Annotated in this window: 17 protein-coding genes and 2 pseudogenes; 5 read left to right on the forward strand and 14 right to left on the reverse strand. The window is 51.4% G+C overall.

From position 1 onward, the window contains the following. Nucleotides 1-29 precede the first annotated feature (29 nt). The 11 genes and pseudogenes from glmS to NSCA4_RS16010 all read right to left on the reverse strand — a co-directional run bounded on the left by glmS (nucleotide 30) and on the right by NSCA4_RS16010 (nucleotide 8,361). Complete coding sequence (gene glmS / locus NSCA4_RS0105270; protein WP_016687164.1) at nucleotides 30-1,868, reverse strand: glutamine--fructose-6-phosphate transaminase (isomerizing); 1,839 nt, start codon at nucleotides 1,866-1,868, stop codon at nucleotides 30-32. A 266-nt stretch (nucleotides 1,869-2,134) separates the two neighbouring features. Further along, nucleotides 2,135-3,232: a bifunctional diaminohydroxyphosphoribosylaminopyrimidine deaminase/5-amino-6-(5-phosphoribosylamino)uracil reductase RibD gene (gene ribD, locus NSCA4_RS0105275; protein ID WP_016687165.1), complete on the reverse strand. Its 1,098-nt coding sequence runs from the start codon at nucleotides 3,230-3,232 to the stop codon at nucleotides 2,135-2,137. Nucleotides 3,233-3,302: 70 nt separating this feature from the next. Continuing rightward, on the reverse strand, nucleotides 3,303-3,833 hold the full coding sequence (locus NSCA4_RS0105280; RefSeq protein WP_016687166.1) for a hypothetical protein: 531 nt from the start codon (nucleotides 3,831-3,833) through the stop codon (nucleotides 3,303-3,305). Between the two features lie 40 nt (nucleotides 3,834-3,873). Further along, a complete protein-coding gene (gene nrdR / locus NSCA4_RS0105285) occupies nucleotides 3,874-4,335 on the reverse strand; it encodes a transcriptional regulator NrdR (protein ID WP_016687167.1) in 462 nt (153 codons plus the stop codon). Between the two features lie 146 nt (nucleotides 4,336-4,481). After that, nucleotides 4,482-5,324, reverse strand: a complete 843-nt coding sequence (gene kdsA / locus NSCA4_RS0105290; protein WP_016687168.1) for a 3-deoxy-8-phosphooctulonate synthase — start codon at nucleotides 5,322-5,324, stop codon at nucleotides 4,482-4,484. Nucleotides 5,325-5,411: 87 nt separating this feature from the next. Beyond that, on the reverse strand, nucleotides 5,412-5,795 hold the full coding sequence (gene panD / locus NSCA4_RS0105295) for an aspartate 1-decarboxylase (protein ID WP_003767516.1): 384 nt from the start codon (nucleotides 5,793-5,795) through the stop codon (nucleotides 5,412-5,414). Between the two features lie 283 nt (nucleotides 5,796-6,078). Then, nucleotides 6,079-6,403 (reverse strand): annotated as a pseudogene (gene cutA / locus NSCA4_RS12860) (divalent-cation tolerance protein CutA). A gap of 10 nt (nucleotides 6,404-6,413) precedes the next feature. After that, nucleotides 6,414-6,713: a TonB family protein gene (locus NSCA4_RS0105305; protein WP_016687169.1), complete on the reverse strand. Its 300-nt coding sequence runs from the start codon at nucleotides 6,711-6,713 to the stop codon at nucleotides 6,414-6,416. A gap of 192 nt (nucleotides 6,714-6,905) precedes the next feature. Beyond that, nucleotides 6,906-7,574: a histidinol-phosphatase gene (locus NSCA4_RS0105310; protein ID WP_016687170.1), complete on the reverse strand. Its 669-nt coding sequence runs from the start codon at nucleotides 7,572-7,574 to the stop codon at nucleotides 6,906-6,908. Continuing rightward, nucleotides 7,571-8,239, reverse strand: a complete 669-nt coding sequence (gene hda, locus NSCA4_RS0105315; RefSeq protein WP_003763115.1) for a DnaA regulatory inactivator Hda — start codon at nucleotides 8,237-8,239, stop codon at nucleotides 7,571-7,573. The genes NSCA4_RS0105310 and hda overlap by 4 nt, the downstream gene beginning before the upstream one ends. Next, nucleotides 8,236-8,361: a hypothetical protein gene (locus tag NSCA4_RS16010; protein WP_016687171.1), complete on the reverse strand. Its 126-nt coding sequence runs from the start codon at nucleotides 8,359-8,361 to the stop codon at nucleotides 8,236-8,238. The genes hda and NSCA4_RS16010 overlap by 4 nt, the downstream gene beginning before the upstream one ends. Nucleotides 8,362-8,417: 56 nt before the next feature. Here NSCA4_RS16010 and NSCA4_RS0105325 point away from each other — a divergent pair, with 56 nt between their 5' ends. Beyond that, nucleotides 8,418-9,056: a DedA family protein gene (locus NSCA4_RS0105325; RefSeq protein WP_016687172.1), complete on the forward strand. Its 639-nt coding sequence runs from the start codon at nucleotides 8,418-8,420 to the stop codon at nucleotides 9,054-9,056. 73 nt (nucleotides 9,057-9,129) lie between these two features. Here the strand turns inward: NSCA4_RS0105325 and NSCA4_RS0105330 are convergent, their stop codons facing one another. Next, on the reverse strand, nucleotides 9,130-9,735 hold the full coding sequence (locus NSCA4_RS0105330; protein ID WP_016687173.1) for a DUF3465 domain-containing protein: 606 nt from the start codon (nucleotides 9,733-9,735) through the stop codon (nucleotides 9,130-9,132). Nucleotides 9,736-9,843: 108 nt separating this feature from the next. Next, entirely contained in the window at nucleotides 9,844-10,671 is an 828-nt protein-coding gene (locus NSCA4_RS0105335; protein WP_016687174.1) for a hypothetical protein, read from the reverse strand. A gap of 102 nt (nucleotides 10,672-10,773) precedes the next feature. Here NSCA4_RS0105335 and NSCA4_RS0105340 point away from each other — a divergent pair, with 102 nt between their 5' ends. From NSCA4_RS0105340 to mog, 4 genes are all read left to right on the forward strand, one after another. Continuing rightward, nucleotides 10,774-11,025 (forward strand): NGO1151 family protein, encoded by a 252-nt coding sequence (locus tag NSCA4_RS0105340; RefSeq protein WP_016687175.1) that lies wholly within the window; start codon nucleotides 10,774-10,776, stop codon nucleotides 11,023-11,025. Between the two features lie 73 nt (nucleotides 11,026-11,098). Beyond that, nucleotides 11,099-11,941, forward strand: a complete 843-nt coding sequence (locus tag NSCA4_RS0105345; RefSeq protein WP_016687176.1) for a basic amino acid ABC transporter substrate-binding protein — start codon at nucleotides 11,099-11,101, stop codon at nucleotides 11,939-11,941. Nucleotides 11,942-12,290: 349 nt separating this feature from the next. Then, complete coding sequence (locus NSCA4_RS12865; protein ID WP_255265277.1) at nucleotides 12,291-13,979, forward strand: DUF2478 domain-containing protein; 1,689 nt, start codon at nucleotides 12,291-12,293, stop codon at nucleotides 13,977-13,979. Between the two features lie 362 nt (nucleotides 13,980-14,341). After that, nucleotides 14,342-14,926, forward strand: a complete 585-nt coding sequence (mog, locus tag NSCA4_RS0105355) for a molybdopterin adenylyltransferase (RefSeq protein WP_016687178.1) — start codon at nucleotides 14,342-14,344, stop codon at nucleotides 14,924-14,926. Between the two features lie 945 nt (nucleotides 14,927-15,871). Here mog and NSCA4_RS15740 read toward each other — a convergent pair. Further along, a pseudogene (locus NSCA4_RS15740) lies at nucleotides 15,872-16,237 on the reverse strand (transposase); the annotation flags it as partial. Nucleotides 16,238-16,383 lie beyond the last annotated feature (146 nt).

Here is a 16,383-nt window from a genome sequence, read left to right on the forward strand (position 1 = left end):
AGACGACCTTTTACCGTTCAAATCAGGCTTTATTCAACCGTAACCGATTTCGCCAGATTGCGCGGTTTGTCCACGTCCGTGCCGCGTGCGAGGGCGGCGTGGTAGGACAGGAGCTGCACGGGGATGGTGTGCACGATCGGCGAGAGTACGCCGACGTGGCGCGGGGCGCGGATGACGTGCACGCCGTCGGTGGCGTTGAAATTGCTGTCCAAATCGGCGAAGACGAAGAGTTCGCCGCCGCGTGCGCCGACTTCCTGCATATTGGCTTTGACTTTGTCCAGCAAACCGTCGTTCGGCGCGATGACGACGACGGGCATGTTTTCGTCCACCAATGCCAGCGGGCCGTGTTTCAATTCGCCTGCGGGATAGGCTTCGGCGTGGATGTAGGTGATTTCTTTCAGCTTCAACGCGCCTTCGAGGGCGATCGGGAAGTGGATGCCGCGACCTAAGAACAGTGCGCTGTTTTTCTTGGCGAATTTTTGCGCCCACGCGGCGATTTGCGGCTCAAGGTTGAGGGCGTGTTGGATGCTGCCGGGCAGTTGGCGCAGCTCTTCGACGTATTCGCGCGCTTTTTCGGCGGAAACCAAACCGCGCTGTTTGCCCAGCGTTACCGCCAAGCCAAACAATACAACCAGTTGCGTGGTGAACGCTTTGGTGGAGGCGACGCCGATTTCCGCGCCGGCGCGGGTGTACAGCACCAATTCGCTCTCGCGCGGCAGGGCGGATTCCATGACGTTGCAGATGGACAGGCTGTGTTTGTGTCCCAAAGACTGCGCGTATTTCAGGGCTTCCATCGTGTCCAAGGTTTCGCCGGATTGGGAGATGGTGATGACCAATTGTTTCGGATCGGCAATCACGTCGCGGTAGCGGTATTCGCTGGCGATTTCGACGTCGGTCGGGATTTTGGCGATGGATTCGAGCCAATATTTGGCAGTCAGCGCGGCGTAGTAGGACGTGCCGCAGGCGAGGATTTTGATGCTGTGAATATCGTCGAACACCTCACGTGCGTTCGCGCCGAAGTTTTCGGGTTCGAAGCCGCCGTCAAGGAAGACTTCGGCGGTATCGGCGATGGCGCGCGGTTGTTCGTGGATTTCTTTTTGCATGAAGTGGCTGTATGGGCCCAACTCCAGCGAAGCGAGCGACAACTCGGATACTTTGACTTTGCGTTGGGTGTCGGCACCGGTTTTGTCGATCAGTTTTTCGATGCCGTTCGCGCTCAATACGGCGATGTCGCCGTCTTCCAAATAGGCGATGCGGCGGGTAAAGGCGATGACGGCGGAAACGTCGGAGGCGATGAAGGTTTCTTGGTCGCCCAATGCCACCAAGAGCGGGCAGCCCATGCGTGCAACGACCATTTCTTCGGGTTTGTCCTGCGCCATCACGGCGATGGCGTATGCGCCGTGGAAACGGGCGGTGGCTGCGCGGACGGCTTCAAACAGTTTGCCGCCGTTTTGGGTGTATTCGTGATTGACGCTGTGGGCGATGACTTCGGTGTCGGTTTGCGATTCGAAGGTGTAACCCAAGGCTTTGAGGCGTTCGCGTTCGGCTTCGAAGTTTTCGATGATGCCGTTGTGGACGACGGCAATCATGCCGCCGGAGATGTGGGGGTGGGCGTTGGGTTCGGTTACTCCGCCGTGGGTTGCCCAGCGGGTATGGCCGATGCCGATATGGCCGAACACGCCTTTTTCGCGCGCCGCATCTTCCATCAGCTGCACGCGGCCGACGCGGCGCACGCGCTTGATTTTGCCGTCTGTGTTCACGGCGATACCCGACGAGTCGTAGCCCCGATATTCAAGGCGTTTGAGACCGTCGGTCAGAAAATCGACTACATTGTGATTGGCGCGGATGGCGCCGACGATACCGCACATATAAGTTCCTTAGTATCTAAAAGTTGAAAAAAGACAAGACGCCGGCTTCCGTACGCCTTGCCCGCACATTATATCAGAGCGAAACTTATCATACTGAATTTTATAGTAATTAACATTTTTAAACTTTAAACACGCTCGTTATTTCGTCATATTCAAAAGTTTAAAAAACTTTTTCAGAATTTCGGACCGTCTCCTGTCTCATGCTCTAATCATCAAAACTGGAACCAGCTTCGATTCTGAAAACAACCCAAAACCCAATCATCAGCCTATTTTTTACGCAAAACCCATTTTACGTCCTGCCCGATCAACTCTACCGAACGGCTTTCCCACTCGCCTTCCGAAGTCAAAACGGCAGGGTTGGCGGGGAAGGTGAGCAGGCTTCTGCCTTCGCCTAATATTTTCGGCGCTTGGTACAACACGATTTCGTCTGCCAAGCCCGCTTCGATAAAGGCGGAGGTCAGCGTCGCGCCCGCTTCGACCATAATCTCGCCGTAGCCCAGTTCTGCCAACTGAGGCAGCAGGGCGGCAAGGTCTATGCGTCCGGCGGCGTTTTCAGACGACCTTAAGATGCGGATATGAGGAAATGCGCGGTATGGTCTGAGGCATTCTTCGTCATCGACGGCGGTTACGATGACGGTGGGGCTGAGGTCGTCTGAAACCATGCGGCTGTCCAACGGCGTTTGCAGTTTGCTGTCCAACACGATACGGGCGGGCTGGCGCAGCGTCGGAAAGGTGCGGACGTTGAGGCGCGGATTGTCGGCAAGCACTGTGCCGATGCCGGTTAAGACAGCGCAGCTTTCCGCGCGTAAGATTTGTACGTCCGCCCTTGCGGCTTCGCCGGTAATCCAGTAGCTGCGTCCGTCGGCAAGCGCGGTTTTGCCGTCCAAGCTGGCGGCGCATTTGACGCGGACAAACGGGCGGCCGCGTTCGATACGGGAAAGGAAGCCGCGGTTGAGTTCGCGCGCTTCGGTTTCCAGCAAACCGCTTTCGGTGCGGATGCCGGCGGCTTCCAGCATTGCCAAGCCTTTGCCTGCCACCAGAGGGTTGGGATCGGTCATGGCGGCGACCACGCGCGATACGCCCGAACTAATTAGGGCTTCGGCGCAGGGCGGCGTACGGCCGTAATGGCTGCACGGCTCGAGCGTTACATAAGCCGTCGCCCCACGCGCCATTTCTCCTGCCTGCCGCAGCGCATGCACTTCGGCATGCGGTTCGCCCGCTTTGACATGAAACCCCTGTCCGACGATTTGGCTGCCTTGTGCAATCACACAGCCGACGCGCGGGTTGGGTGAAGTGGAAAAACGCCCGAGCCGAGCAAGGGCAAGGGCGTTTTGCATCATTTGGGTATCAATACAATCAAACATAATTTGGATTTCTTAAAGTTTTCCGTTTTCAGACGACCTTTTCTTTCGCCGTATTCCGTTCGTTAAAGCATTAACGCGACAAGCTCAATTCTTTCAATACTTCCGACAATTCCTTCTGACCCGCGTGATGGCTGTACGCGCAAACGGTATAGATATTGGCTTCGTGAATGGCGATGCAGTATTGGTGGAACGTACCTTGACGGTCTTCGCGGTCGGTTTGGTAATTCATGCGGTTGTCGGTGGCGATGCCGACGCGGACATTTTGAGTCTCGTCAGATTGCAGGGCGTTTTGGAGTTCGGTGAAATAGGCTTTGGCATCCGTTTGGACAGGACCGTTGTTTGCCGCATAAATGGTAATACGCGCTTCAGGATCGTGTTGGAGCAAAATCAGGCCGGAAGCGGGAACATTTTTCGGATGGCGGGCGGAATCGGCGATGATGTCGGTGAAGTGGCTGTTGTGGACAGAAATGGAAATTTTGCCGTCTTTACTCGTCAGCGTTTGAACCGTATCAGATGCGGCTTTCGGTACCGCATCACCTTGCTCGGGGCTGCAGGCGGCAAGGTGGAGCAAGGCGGCGGTTGTAGATAAAATCCTCTTCATATACATCCTCTTCATTAACGATATACTGCTTTCAGACGACCTATTTGCCGTCGGTTTGCACCAGCGTGGCGATTGCCTGGGTAAACTCGGACACGTCATTGAAACTTTTATACACGGAAGCAAAGCGGACATAGGCGACCTGATCGATTTTTGCCAATTCTTCCATCGCCATTTCGCCTACCATGCGCGACGGCACTTCCTTTTTGCCCGACTGATACAGACGCTGCTCAATCAGCGCGACCGTTTCGTCGATTTTTTCCTGCGCAATAGGACGTTTGTGTAAAGCCCGTTCCAAACTGGTTTTCAGCTTGTGCGGATTAAACGCCACGCGCGTACCGTTGGATTTAATTACCTGCGGCATCCGCATTTCAACCGTTTCAAACGTACTGAACCGCTGCCCGCACTCCACGCAACGGCGGCGGCGGCGGATACTGTTCGTCTCTTCCAAGAGCCGCGAATCGGTGACTTGAGTATTGGGATGCTGACAAAACGGACATTTCATAAGTTTTTGAATTTATTTGTTTGTGAAACGGAATTGTAGCCGATTGAGTTATTCCCGTATAGTCGGTGGGTTTATTATGGATTGAAGAGGTCGTCTGAAAACCTTGAATCTGGCTTTTCAGACGACCTTTCTTTTGCCGCGCCGCGTTAACGGATGTCCATAGGCGTAAAGGATTTGACGGTTTCGTCTACGGCTTTGACGCGGGTCAGGAAGTCTTCCAGTTGGGCAAGCGGCAGTGCGCTGGGCCCGTCGCATTTGGCTTGGTCGGGGTTGGGGTGTGATTCGAGGAAGAGGCCTGCGAGGCGGGTTGCCATGCCGGCGAGCGCCAAATCCAACACTTGCGCGCGTCGTCCGCCGGATGCGGCGGCACCGGATTCGCGGGTTTGCAGGGAGTGGGTGACGTCGAAGATGACGGGCAGGCCGCCGCAGGTTTGTTTCATGACGCCGAAGCCGAGCATATCGACGACGAGGTTGTCGTAGCCGAAGTTGGCGCCTCGTTCGCAGAGGATGATTTGTCCGTTGCCCGCTTCTTGGAATTTTTCGACGATGTTTTTCATCTGCGAAGGGCTGAGGAACTGGGGTTTTTTGATGTTGATGACGTTGCCGGTTTTTGCCATGGCGACGACGAGGTCGGTTTGGCGGGCGAGGAAGGCGGGCAGTTGGATGACGTCGCAGACTTCGGCGACGGGGGCGCATTGGTAGGGTTCGTGGACGTCGGTGATGACGGGCACGTCAAACTCGCGTTTGACGGCTTGGAAGATTTTCATGCCTTCGTCCAAGCCGACGCCGCGGAAGGAGTGGATGGAGGAGCGGTTGGCTTTGTCGAAGGAGGCTTTGAAGACGTAGGGAATGCCGAGTTTGTCGGTTACTTTGACGTATTGTTCGCAGGCTTTGAGGGTGGAATCGAGGTCTTCCAGGACGTTGATGCCGCCGAACAGGGTAAAGGGGAGGTCGTTGCCGACGGTGAGGTTGTTGATGCGGATGTTCATGATGATGGGGCTTTCTCGAAGGTCGTCTGAAAATGGCTGAAAGGTCGTCTGAAAGCGGATTTTGCGGTTTCAGACGACCTTTGTGTTTTATAGGACGGTGTGCGGCGGCTCGTAGGAGAGGATGTCGCGGATTTTGTTGTGTTCGTCCACGAGGACGACTTTCGGTTCGTGCGCGGCGATTTCGGGTTCGGACAGCATGACGTAGGACATGATGATGACGATGTCGCCTTTTTGGACGAGCCGTGCGGCAGCACCGTTGAGACAGACGACACCGCTGCCGCGTTCGCCGGGGATGGTGTAGGTTTCGAAGCGTTCGCCGTTGTTGTTGTTGACGATGGCGACTTTTTCGTTAACGAGGATGCCTGCCGCGTCGAGCAGGTCTTGGTCTATTGTGATGCTGCCGACGTAGTTGAGGTCGGCTTCGGTAACGGTGGCGCGGTGTATCTTGCCGCCGAGCATGGTGCGGAACATGGGTTTCCTTTTGGTTTGGGATTGCGGATGCAGACGTATAGTGGATTAACAAAAATCAGGACAAGGCGACGAAGCCGCAGACAGTACAGATAGTACGGAACCGATTCACTTGGTGCTTCAGCACCTTAGAGAATCGTTCTCTTTGAGCTAAGGCGAGGCAACGCCGTACTGGTTGAAAGTTAATCTACTATAAGGTCGTCTGAAAATCAAAAGCCGTCATTATAGTGGACTTCCCTGTAAATTCATAATGATGCTTGGGCGTTTTTCAGACGACGCGGCTGTTTTATAAACCTAAACTCTGCTTCAGCCAGCGCAAATAGGGAGCGTATCCGCGCGATACGTTTTGCATCAGGATTTGCGGGCATTCGTAGCTGTGGTTGGCGAGGATGGTTTTTTTGGATTTCGCGGTAGCAGTGGCGCGAGGTTTTGATGGTGATGCGGATTTCGTCGTCGCGGCAGATTTCGCCGTTCCAAAGGTATTGGCTGGTGATGACTTCGTATTGCACGCAGGCGGCGAGTTGCTTTTCCAAAAGCAGGCTGCCGATTTTTTGGGCTTCTTCGCGGGTCGGGGCGGTGGTGGTAACGATAACGGGTTTGAACGCGGACATTTCAGACGACCTATTGGTTTTTAAACTCGATGGTTCCTTTATATTTCACCCAGTATCCGGCGGCATCGTATTTGTCTTTTTTGGCGGTTGCCACGGCTGTTTCGTCGAGCCCTTCATATCCGCTGGATTCGAGGATGCTGACTTCTACGGCTTTTCCTTCTGGGGAAACTAGGATGGACAGTTTGACGGGTTTGATGGGCTGTGCGGGATTATTGGATGCGGGGGCGTATTCTGCCGGATTGACGGTTTGCGCGGTTGCGGGTAGGACGAAGGCAAGCAGCAGGGCGGGGATGATGGCGCGGATGGACATATTGTTTTCCTTATTTGTAGATTTGTAGCGGGTTTAGGGGGTTGTTTTTGATTTGTTTTCAGACGACCTTTGTTTTTCGTGGGCCAAGCCCACGCTACGGGTTTGCGCTTATTTTCAGACGACCTTTTGTTTTTCGCGGGCGAAGCCCACGCTAAGGTATTGCGCCCGTTTGGGCGGCGGGCGCGGTTTTGATTATTTGAAGTTCAATATCGGCCAACCTTTTGCTTTGGCTTCTTGTTCCAACTCGGCATCGGGATTGACGACGACGGGTTCGTTGATGAGACGCAGCAGCGGCAGGTCGTTTTTGGAGTCGCTGTAAAAATAGGTTTTGCCGTAGCTTTCGAGCGTTTCGCCGCGTTCGGCGAGCCATTGGTTCAGGCGGGTGATTTTGCCCTCTTTGAGACTGGGCGTGCCGATGTAGTTGCCGGTGTAGCGGCCGTCGGTACCGGTTTCGAGTTGGGTACCGATGATGTTGGTGATGCCGAAAAGGTGGCAGATGGGGGTGATGATGAACTCGTTGGTCGAGGAGATCACGAGGGTTTCGTCGCCCGCCATTTGGTGGCTCTGCACAAGCATGCGCTGCATGGGCGAGATGTGGGGCGTGATGAACTGTGCCATAAATTCGCGGTGAAATTCCGCCAGCTCTTCTTTGCTGTAACGGGCGAGCGGGGCGAGGTGGAATTTGAGGAAGGCGTCGATGTCGAGGCAGCCGTTTTGGTAATCGCGGTAGAATTTTTCGTTTTGCGCTTCGGTTTCGGCAGCATCAACCAGCCCTTTTTTAATGAGGTATTGCGGCCAAGAGTGGTCGGAATCGGTGTTGATGAGGGTGTTGTCGAGGTCGAAGATGGCGAGGTTTTTCATTGGGTTTCCTGTTGTTTCAAAAGCTGGCGCAGAAGCGGTAGGGTAATGCGTTTGCCCATGGTAACGGCGTAGTTGTCCAGCGTGTCGAGCATCTGCATCAGGCTGTCCATATCGCGCCGCCAGTGGTTGAGCAGGTATTCGAAGATTTCGGGGTCTATGGTAACTTGGCGTGCCGCCGCCATGCTGACGAGCGCGTCGATTTTTTCTTGATCGGTCAGGGGTTTGACTTCGTAAACGAGGCAGTACGCCATGCGGGTGCGCAAGTCTTCGCGGATGACGAGCTGTTGGGGGGTGTGTTCGGAACTTAACAGCAGAAAGCCTTTGCCGCTGTTGCGGAAACGGTTGAATACGGCAAATAGGAGGGCTTGTTCTTCGTTGCCCAGTTTTTCGATTTGGTCGATGGCGAGGTATTCGGCCTCAAAGGCAGCTTCGGTCAGTGGTGTGGCGGCGGCGTCGATATAGACGGCTTTTTTCCCCGCGTCGAGCGCTTGGGCGACCCACGCGCGCAGCAGGTGGCTTTTGCCCGCGCCTTCTTCGCCCCAGACATAGATAAACGGGTCGTGTTTATGCTGTAACACATAGACCAGTTCGGCATTTTCCGTTCCGAGGAATTTGTCGAAACCGGGATAGCCGCGTTCGGCGAAGTCGAAAATAAGCTGGTTCACAAAGGCATACCGGATGGGTTGGAATCGGGTTTATTGTACGTTGTTTTGTCAGGGCGCATCAAGGCGCAGGGTCGTCTGAAAAAGGGGCGCGCGACATGGGTTTCATATACAATGGCGGACATTTGGCGACGCGTCTGTTTTCAGACGACCCCTGTCTTTTTTATTTCAGGAAAATCTCGTGATTTCGACCCTTATTGATTTTATCCTCCACATCGACCAGCATTTGGTCGAGATTTCCGCGCAATACGGCGTATGGATTTACGCGGTGTTGTTTTTGATTATTTTCTGCGAAACCGGCTTGGTGGTTACGCCGTTTCTGCCGGGCGATTCGCTGCTGTTTGCCGCGGGCGGGATTGCCGCGGTCGGCAGCATGAACATTCATGTCATGGTCGCGCTGCTTTTGGCCGCCGCGATTTTGGGCGATGCCGCCAACTTCATGATCGGCAAGTTTTTCGGGCGCAAACTCTTCGCCAACACCGATTCCAAAATCTTCCGCCAGTCTTATCTGGAGAAAACCCACGCGTTCTACGAAAAACACGGCGGCAAAACCATCATCATCGCCCGCTTCGTCCCGATTGTGCGCACGTTTGCCCCGTTTGTCGCGGGCATGGGCAGCATGCACTACGGCACTTTCATCCGCTACAACATCATCGGCGCGGTATTGTGGGTAGTATCGTTTTCTTATGCCGGCTATTTCTTCGCCAATATTCCGGTTGTCAAAAACAATCTGGCTTTGGTCATGGTGGCGATTATCGTGATTTCCATCCTGCCGGGCGTGATCGAAGTCATCCGCGCGAGAAGGGCGGCGAAGAAATAAAAATTATTTGAACCATAAGAAAAGGTCGTCTGAAAACGTTTTTCAGACGACCTTTTGCCATCGTTCCAAGCTTTTATTGATAAACCCGACCGTCGTGTTTCAGCCAGCCGTCGGTATGGCGGCCTGCGGGGTCGTGGTGCGTCCAATGGAGGACGCCGCCCTGCTCCGACCATTCGTATTCGCCGTAGAAGCCGACTTTATCGCCTTTTTTCAAGCCTTTGATTTTGTCGGCGAGGTCGATGTTGTGCGCCACTAAAAGCGTTTGCCCGCTGGAAAGTTTCAAGATAAACCGCTGATGGCGCGTGCCTTGGTTGTCGTCGGGCAGCGTTTTGAGAACCGTACCTGCGCCTTTCACTTGAATATCGCTCTCTTGGTTTTCAAAGGCTTGCTGCAATATTTGTTCCGCGCTGCCTTGTCCTGCTTGGCGATCGGACTTCGGCTGCTTCGGTTGCGACTTTTTGGATGGAGACTGCTCAGGCTGGGGCTGTTCGGATGGGCGTTTTTCCGCTTGGGTTTGAGTCTGCGTTTGGGTTGGTACGGCATCCGCTGCCTGCCCCTGCCGCCCCTGCTGCATTTTTTGATAACCGATTGCCACAGCGGCAACAATCAATATCCAAATCCATTTGTTTTTGTTCATAAAATCCATGCCCAAAAAAATGCCCGACGGTGTATCGGGCATAAGTTATTTGAAAGGAGTTAAATCACGATAACGTGAGTCACCATTATATACAAAATCGGCGGAAAAATCAGCATTTTCAGGCTAATACCTGAAGCTGCGGCTGCGTTATCACGCTTTTTTGTTTCCCTGACTGTATTTCATTTCGTATTTGATGTCGTTCAGGATTTTTTTCACGTTGTAATCCAAAAGCTGTTCCACCAAATCGGGCGCCTGCTCGCTGAGGGTTTGTTGGAGCTGATAGGTAAACAGTGCCATTTGTTTCTGAATGGCGGTGCGTATCATGCCGTTGACCGCGTCGGCGACGTGCGGGCGCAGGCGTCTGATTAAACGCTCGCTCAGGTCTTGCTCGGAAATGCAGAACACTTCCCTGCGGTTGATAACCTGCGGGTTCAACACGTTGATATTGACGGTAATCGGCGGCGTTTCTTCTTTGAGGTCGTCTGAAACCTGCTCTTGCGCCTGCGGATTTTCGTTTTCAGACGACGTTGCTTCATCTTTGGCAGGCGCGTCTTTTACAGGCGCGTCAAATTCGACCGTTTTACGTTTCGGATTCAGCCAAACCGTACGCGTGGACTCGATTTGTCTGTCTGACGCGCTCATTTGCAGCGAAGACTGCGCGTTCAGCCAGTTTTCCTGCAAAATCACCATCGCATCGGTCTCCGCCGTTTCGGCAGCGTCTTCCTCCAGCATGGCGTTATGCTCCTCCTGCCACTTGCGCAGATATTCCGTCAACACGGCATCGCGGTTGGCATCGTCAAGCTTGACCGACTTGGCTTTAGGCTTCTGCTCGAGAGCAGGCTCTTGAGATTCGCGCACCAAAGGCGCGTGTGTGTAAGGTGCGTTCAATTGGCGGGTTTGCCGCAGCTTTTCCAAGCGGCTTTCCCAATCCAGGCTTTCATCCGCTTGTTGTGGCGTATCGGGACGATTCGTATCCATTTTTAGCTTTCGTTCTTCCGTTGTGTCATTTCATTTCACGCGCATAGCGAATGCCGTGATTTGCTATAATGCGGTATTTTAACAGATTCCCAGGAACACATCATGAGCAGCATCGAACAACGCCTCGAATATTTGGAAGAAGCCAACGACGTTTTGCGTATGCAGAACCACGTCCTCGCCACCGCCCTCAAAGGCCTGATCCGTTCGCTGCCGTCCGACATGGCAAACGAAGCCGTCGAGTCCATCCAGCTTGCCTTTGAAGACGCGCTCGCCGAGTTGAACTACGAAGACAGCCCGCATACCGACCTATTCCATGACGTAACCTACGCTTTTTTCCGCGAAAAAGAACACTGACGCGTAGCGACTTCCCCAAACCGTGTTAAACTATCCGTTTATTTATTAATATCCGTAAAGAAGGAACCTCCCCATGAACATGAAAAAATGGATTGCAGCCGCCCTCGCCTGCTCTGCGCTGGCACTCTCCGCCTGCGGCGGTCAAAGCAAAGACGCATCCTCGTCAGCCCCTAAAGCCGACAAAGTGTACCGCGTCGCCGCCAACGCCGAATTTGCCCCTTTCGAATCATTGGATTCCGCCGGCAACGTTGAAGGTTTCGACGTCGATTTGATGAACGCCATGGCAAAAATCGGCAACTTCAAAGTCGAATTCAAACACCAGCCTTGGGACAGCCTCTTCCCCGCGCTCAAAAACGGCGATACGGATATCATTATCTCCGGCGTAACCATTACCGACGAGCGCAAGCAGTCCATGGATTTCACCGACCCTTATTTTGAAATCACCCAAGTCGTCCTCGTTCCTAAAGGCAAAAAAGTCGCCTCTTCAGACGACCTCAAAAACATGGCTAAAGTCGGTGTCGTTACCGGTCAAACCGGCGACTTCTCCGTTTCCAAACTCTTGGGCAACGACAATCCGAAAATCGCCCGCTTTGAGAGCGTTCCTTTGGTCATTAAAGAGCTGGAAAACGGCGGCGTAGATGCCGTAGTCAGCGACAGCGCGGTCATCGCCAACTATGTGAAAAACAACCCGACCAAAAGCATGGACTTTATCACGCTGCCTGATTTCACGATTGAAAACTACGGTATCGCCGTACGCAAGGGTGACGAAGCGACCGCTAAAATGCTGAACGAAGCGCTGAAAAAAGTACGCGACAGCGGCGAATACGACAAAATCCACGCCAAATACTTCGCCAAAGAAGGCGATAAAGCGGCAGCCGCCAGCCAAGCAGCCAGCCAACCTGAAGCAGCCAAATAATCTGTTTCAACGTTCTTAAGCAATAAGAAAGGTCGTCTGAAAGCCTGCAGCGCGGGTTTCAGACGACCTTTTGTTTATTTTGTTTAATGAGCCGGCCCTTTTATCTCTAATGACGGCTATACTGTCCCTGCAATTTTCCGACTGACATCTACGGACAATCGTCCCAAGAGATTCAAACGTTTTATAGTGGATTAAATTTAAACCAGTACGGCGTTGCCTCACCTTGCCGTACTATTTGTACTGTCTGCGGCTTCGTCGCCTTGTCCTGATTTAAATTTAATCCACTATAATGTTTGCAACGACATTGCAAGATTTTGCCCAAAACTTCAATACCCTTGAAAGTGAATTTATGTCCAATCAGATAGAACAACAATCAGACTATGCTATCGCCGCCGTGGTATATGCTGATGAAGGCGATGCTGCGATAACTGCATTATGGCAGGCCGTGCGCCGGTTGCAACAAGACGGATGGCGCGTGGCCGGACTATTAAATCCGATAGACAATGAAGGTAAGCACAGCAATTCGGAGCTGGCTTCCGTCGCAGACAACCGGCGCTTTTCCATTTTCCAAAATCTCGGCAACCATTCCAGTGGCTGTAAACTAGACGCCGGCGCACTGGCAGCGGCAGGTTCGGTGATTCGCGAAGCCATAGCGGAAGGCACGGATTTGGTAGTCATTAACAAATTTGGCCATGCAGAAATCGATAACCGCGGTTTGTTGTCGGAATACCTTGCCGCTATCAGCTCAGGCATTCCGGTTCTAACCACCTTGCAAAGCAAAACCGACTGGGAAATCTACAAAGGCTTCGCTAAGAAATTCAGCGAATTGGCCAAAGACTATATCGGCGTGCGAAAAGACGTCGTACTGACTCCGCTGATGCACGACAGCCCGCAAGAGCTCGGACAACCGTTTAATCCGAAAGACTGGAAACATGGCGAATGCGACCCGATTCCGGGCAAAACCATACCTGCAATTACCGTGGTCGAGCGCGATTACGGCGCGATTTACGAAAAATTCACTTCAGTTGGCCCGTTACTGGAAAAAGTCAACAATAACGGTAAAGGTATGGCTTGGGATACCAAGCATGAAGTTGAATTCCTGCGTAAACTCAACGGCGTACAAGTCAACGGAGCCGGTAAAGGCCAACCGAAAATCGAAACTGCCATTGACGCCTGCGAGATGATCTTAACCCTCGCTCCGGAAACCAACGGCCATGTTGCCAAAAAAGCATGGGAGGCCTTAGGCAAAGCCACCGGTCGCGATCACTCCCATTTGATTAACGCCAGCGAGCATACGGCTATCCGATTCCGTGACATCGTTGCCCAACCGCGCAAAATCGTTACCTCTCCGATTTGGTCCGGCGTGGAAAGCGAAGAAGTGTGTTACAACGCCGGCTATACCAACGTACACGAACTGATCCCGTGGCGTACCATTACCGGCCGCCAGCAGTTCTATCAAGACCACAAATGGATGCGGGATTTCGGCGAACACTTGTGTGTATACAAACCTGCCGTTGATTTTAAAACCACCCAAAAACTGCTGGGCAAATACCCCAATGGCAACAAGGAAATTACACTTAACTTCCTCACGCCTCACCAAAAATGGGGGATTCACAGTACCTATTCAGAAAACCTGCGTATGCTTACCCTGTTCCGTGGTGGACCGAACGTGTGGATTTCCGAAGTCGATGCGAAGAAAGCCGGAATTGTCGATAACGATTGGGTAGAAGTGTTTAATGCCAACGGTACCATTGCCTGTCGCGCCGTGGTGAGCCAACGCATCCCCGAGACCATGATCCTGATGTATCACGCACAGGAAAAAATTGTCCATACTCCGGCAGGCGAGGTTTCGCAAAAACGCGGCGGTATCCACAATTCGGTAACCCGCGCTATTCTGAAACCAACCCACATGATCGGCGGCTACGCACAACTTGCCTACGGTTTTAACTACTACGGTACAGTAGGTTCCAACCGCGACGAATGGGTGATTGTGCGTAAAATGAGTAAAGTAGATTGGATGGACGAACCGGCAGGTTAAGGTCGTCTGAAAACTTAGTGAAGAGAAATGCCTGTCTGAGAGGAAACTTTCAGGCAGGCATGTTTTATTATCGAGTGCTCCGCCAATAGGGAATAAAGCAGTTGAGGCAATTTATGCACAAGATTTCATTCATAGCTAACTACTTGTTGAGCAGAACAATAATGAGGTGATAAACAGAATATCATCCTATTTGAGATTGAGTACATTTATAGAAAAATGATTTTTATGAACAACTTCTCAAACCAGTCTCTACCTGAAGATCTGTATTTTAAATCCCGCTGTTTTGCACATTGCCAACACCCACAACAGATACAGCTAATCAGGTACAATGCAGTTTTCTATCTTTTGAGTCTGCTATTATCATGAACACACTCCCTACCATCACCATCGGCCTAATTTCCACCAGTGACCGCGCCAGCAGCGGCGTGTATGCCGATGAAGGTATTCCCGCACTCAAAAGCTGGCTTGACAAAGCCCTTCTCAATCCGATCCGTTATGTAGAAGCCCTTATTACTGACGATCAAGACGAAATCAAAAGCGTGCTTATCCATATGGCAGATGAAGAGCATTGCGATGTGATTTTTACCACCGGCGGCACAGGGCCTGCACCACGCGACATCACACCCGAAGCCACACAAGCTGTATTAGACAAGGAACTGCCCGGTTTTGGCGAACAAATGCGCCGTATCAGCCTGCATTATGTACCTACAGCCATATTGTCACGCCAAACAGCAGGTATTCGTGGCAACAGCCTGATTGTGAATCTACCCGGCCGACCGAAAGCCATTGCTGAAACATTGGGCGGCGTACGTTCGGAAGATGGCAGCATCGTTGTACCTGGCCTATTCGGCGCCATTCCCTATTGTGTAGATTTAATCGGCGGTGGCTTCATTGAAACCGATACCGCCATTTGTACCGCCATTTGCACCGCCTTCCGCCCCAAATAAAAATAAACTCCTTCCATATTTTTATGGCCGGCTATAGTTACTCCCGCTCTGTAACTGCTGAATCATACCTGCACGAAGATTGTAATCGCTCAACTCCTATTTATAGGACAAATAAATTAAAAAACTGTTAGCATCAAGCTTTTGTAAACAAACCATAATCAATACATAATTTCAAAGCTATATGCTTACTATGAATATCCACCATTTCAAAAGTCTAAAATTATAAAAGTCGTCTGAAAAGCAAACTTAATCCTACCCTCCTTTTCAGACGACTCTCTATTCTAACTTTACTCCTTTACATCATATAGCTGAATAATAATTCATAACCTAAATATAATTGAGTATTTACATCATTTGTGTACCAAAAAGCTACCATTACTCAAAAGTCAGAAAGCCACCGACAAGCTTTTGGTTACCTGTTTATCGTGATCAACGGATTTTCAATAAAGTTATATAACGCCTTTTTGCTGGACAAAACCTCAGACAGAACAGTCAAGATTCTGACGGAGCACCTGATTAAATGCGTTTACTCTTACAATAAGTACGGGATACAAAAGCTCGGACAACTATGCTTTCGGTATGACTTATTATGAGGGCCGTATTGGTTAGAACTTTATTGGAATTACCTAACCGTAAATCAACAGGAAGGCGAAAAATGTAATCCGCACCTTGATGGAAATATGGCATGACGAGTTTCTATTTAGGGATTCGGAAGACCAGCAAAAAACTGCGCTACTTTGTGATTTTTATAAAATAAAGTAAAGAATGTAAAGTTTTAAAGAAAGTATGTCTTTTGAGATTTTACAGACTTGTTTTTCTCAACTGTGGGGGACTGTTAGTTTTTGCACAAATAATAAGTAATATAAAAAAACGCCGAAATCTTTTAAAGACGTGGATCTCGACGTTTCTGTGTTTGGAAAAAAGCTGTCGGGTTTTGATAGGTTTTTAAACGGTTTTTAAGAGGTTTTTATAGTCACAATTTAAATCGAAATAGGACAGTAGTGCATCGTCAAATCGGGCGTAATCAGACAAAACGGTTCGCAGAGATACCGCTTAATATTCGCCCACACCTTATCAATCGGGTTGAGCTCAGGCGAATAAGGTGCAAGAGACAATACATTATGGCCCAATTTTTCCGCTATTTACCGTAAGACACCCATACGGTGAAATCGTGCATTAAAATAATCACCGATTTTCGAGTCAATGCGGGCAGTAGGCATTGCTGAACCACGCTTCAAAAAAGACTCCCGTCATCGTATTTTGATAAACCATCGGAGCAATCAGCCGGTTGCCGACTTGTGCGGACACCAAGCAGTGATCAAACTATTATGCAACCGCCTGAAAGACGTACCATCTATGGTGTGGATAGTTGCCGTATTGTGGGCGTTGAAATTCTGGTATTTAGGGGGCTAATGCTCCATTTACAGAAAGGTCGTCTGAAAACAAGTTTTCAGACG

It is taken from the genome of Neisseria sicca 4320, from assembly GCF_000193735.1.
Taxonomy (GTDB): Bacteria; Pseudomonadota; Gammaproteobacteria; order Burkholderiales; family Neisseriaceae; genus Neisseria; species Neisseria sicca_E.

What these genes read in the sequence shown, in the direction of transcription:
- glmS (WP_016687164.1), bottom strand. Translation starts at nt 1,868, where the DNA reads ATGTGCGGTATCGTCGGCGCCATCCGCGCCAATCACAATGTAGTCGAT.
- ribD (WP_016687165.1), bottom strand. Translation starts at nt 3,232, where the DNA reads ATGTTTGATTGTATTGATACCCAAATGATGCAAAACGCCCTTGCCCTT.
- NSCA4_RS0105280 (WP_016687166.1), bottom strand. Translation starts at nt 3,833, where the DNA reads ATGAAGAGGATTTTATCTACAACCGCCGCCTTGCTCCACCTTGCCGCC.
- nrdR (WP_016687167.1), bottom strand. Translation starts at nt 4,335, where the DNA reads ATGAAATGTCCGTTTTGTCAGCATCCCAATACTCAAGTCACCGATTCG.
- kdsA (WP_016687168.1), bottom strand. Translation starts at nt 5,324, where the DNA reads ATGAACATCCGCATCAACAACCTCACCGTCGGCAACGACCTCCCCTTT.
- panD (WP_003767516.1), bottom strand. Translation starts at nt 5,795, where the DNA reads ATGTTCCGCACCATGCTCGGCGGCAAGATACACCGCGCCACCGTTACC.
- NSCA4_RS0105305 (WP_016687169.1), bottom strand. Translation starts at nt 6,713, where the DNA reads ATGTCCATCCGCGCCATCATCCCCGCCCTGCTGCTTGCCTTCGTCCTA.
- NSCA4_RS0105310 (WP_016687170.1), bottom strand. Translation starts at nt 7,574, where the DNA reads ATGAAAAACCTCGCCATCTTCGACCTCGACAACACCCTCATCAACACC.
- NSCA4_RS16010 (WP_016687171.1), bottom strand. Translation starts at nt 8,361, where the DNA reads ATGTCCGCCATTGTATATGAAACCCATGTCGCGCGCCCCTTTTTCAGA.
- NSCA4_RS0105330 (WP_016687173.1), bottom strand. Translation starts at nt 9,735, where the DNA reads ATGCCCGATACACCGTCGGGCATTTTTTTGGGCATGGATTTTATGAAC.
- NSCA4_RS0105335 (WP_016687174.1), bottom strand. Translation starts at nt 10,671, where the DNA reads ATGGATACGAATCGTCCCGATACGCCACAACAAGCGGATGAAAGCCTG.
- NSCA4_RS0105340 (WP_016687175.1), top strand. Translation starts at nt 10,774, where the DNA reads ATGAGCAGCATCGAACAACGCCTCGAATATTTGGAAGAAGCCAACGAC.
- NSCA4_RS0105345 (WP_016687176.1), top strand. Translation starts at nt 11,099, where the DNA reads ATGAACATGAAAAAATGGATTGCAGCCGCCCTCGCCTGCTCTGCGCTG.
- NSCA4_RS12865 (WP_255265277.1), top strand. Translation starts at nt 12,291, where the DNA reads ATGTCCAATCAGATAGAACAACAATCAGACTATGCTATCGCCGCCGTG.
- mog (WP_016687178.1), top strand. Translation starts at nt 14,342, where the DNA reads ATGAACACACTCCCTACCATCACCATCGGCCTAATTTCCACCAGTGAC.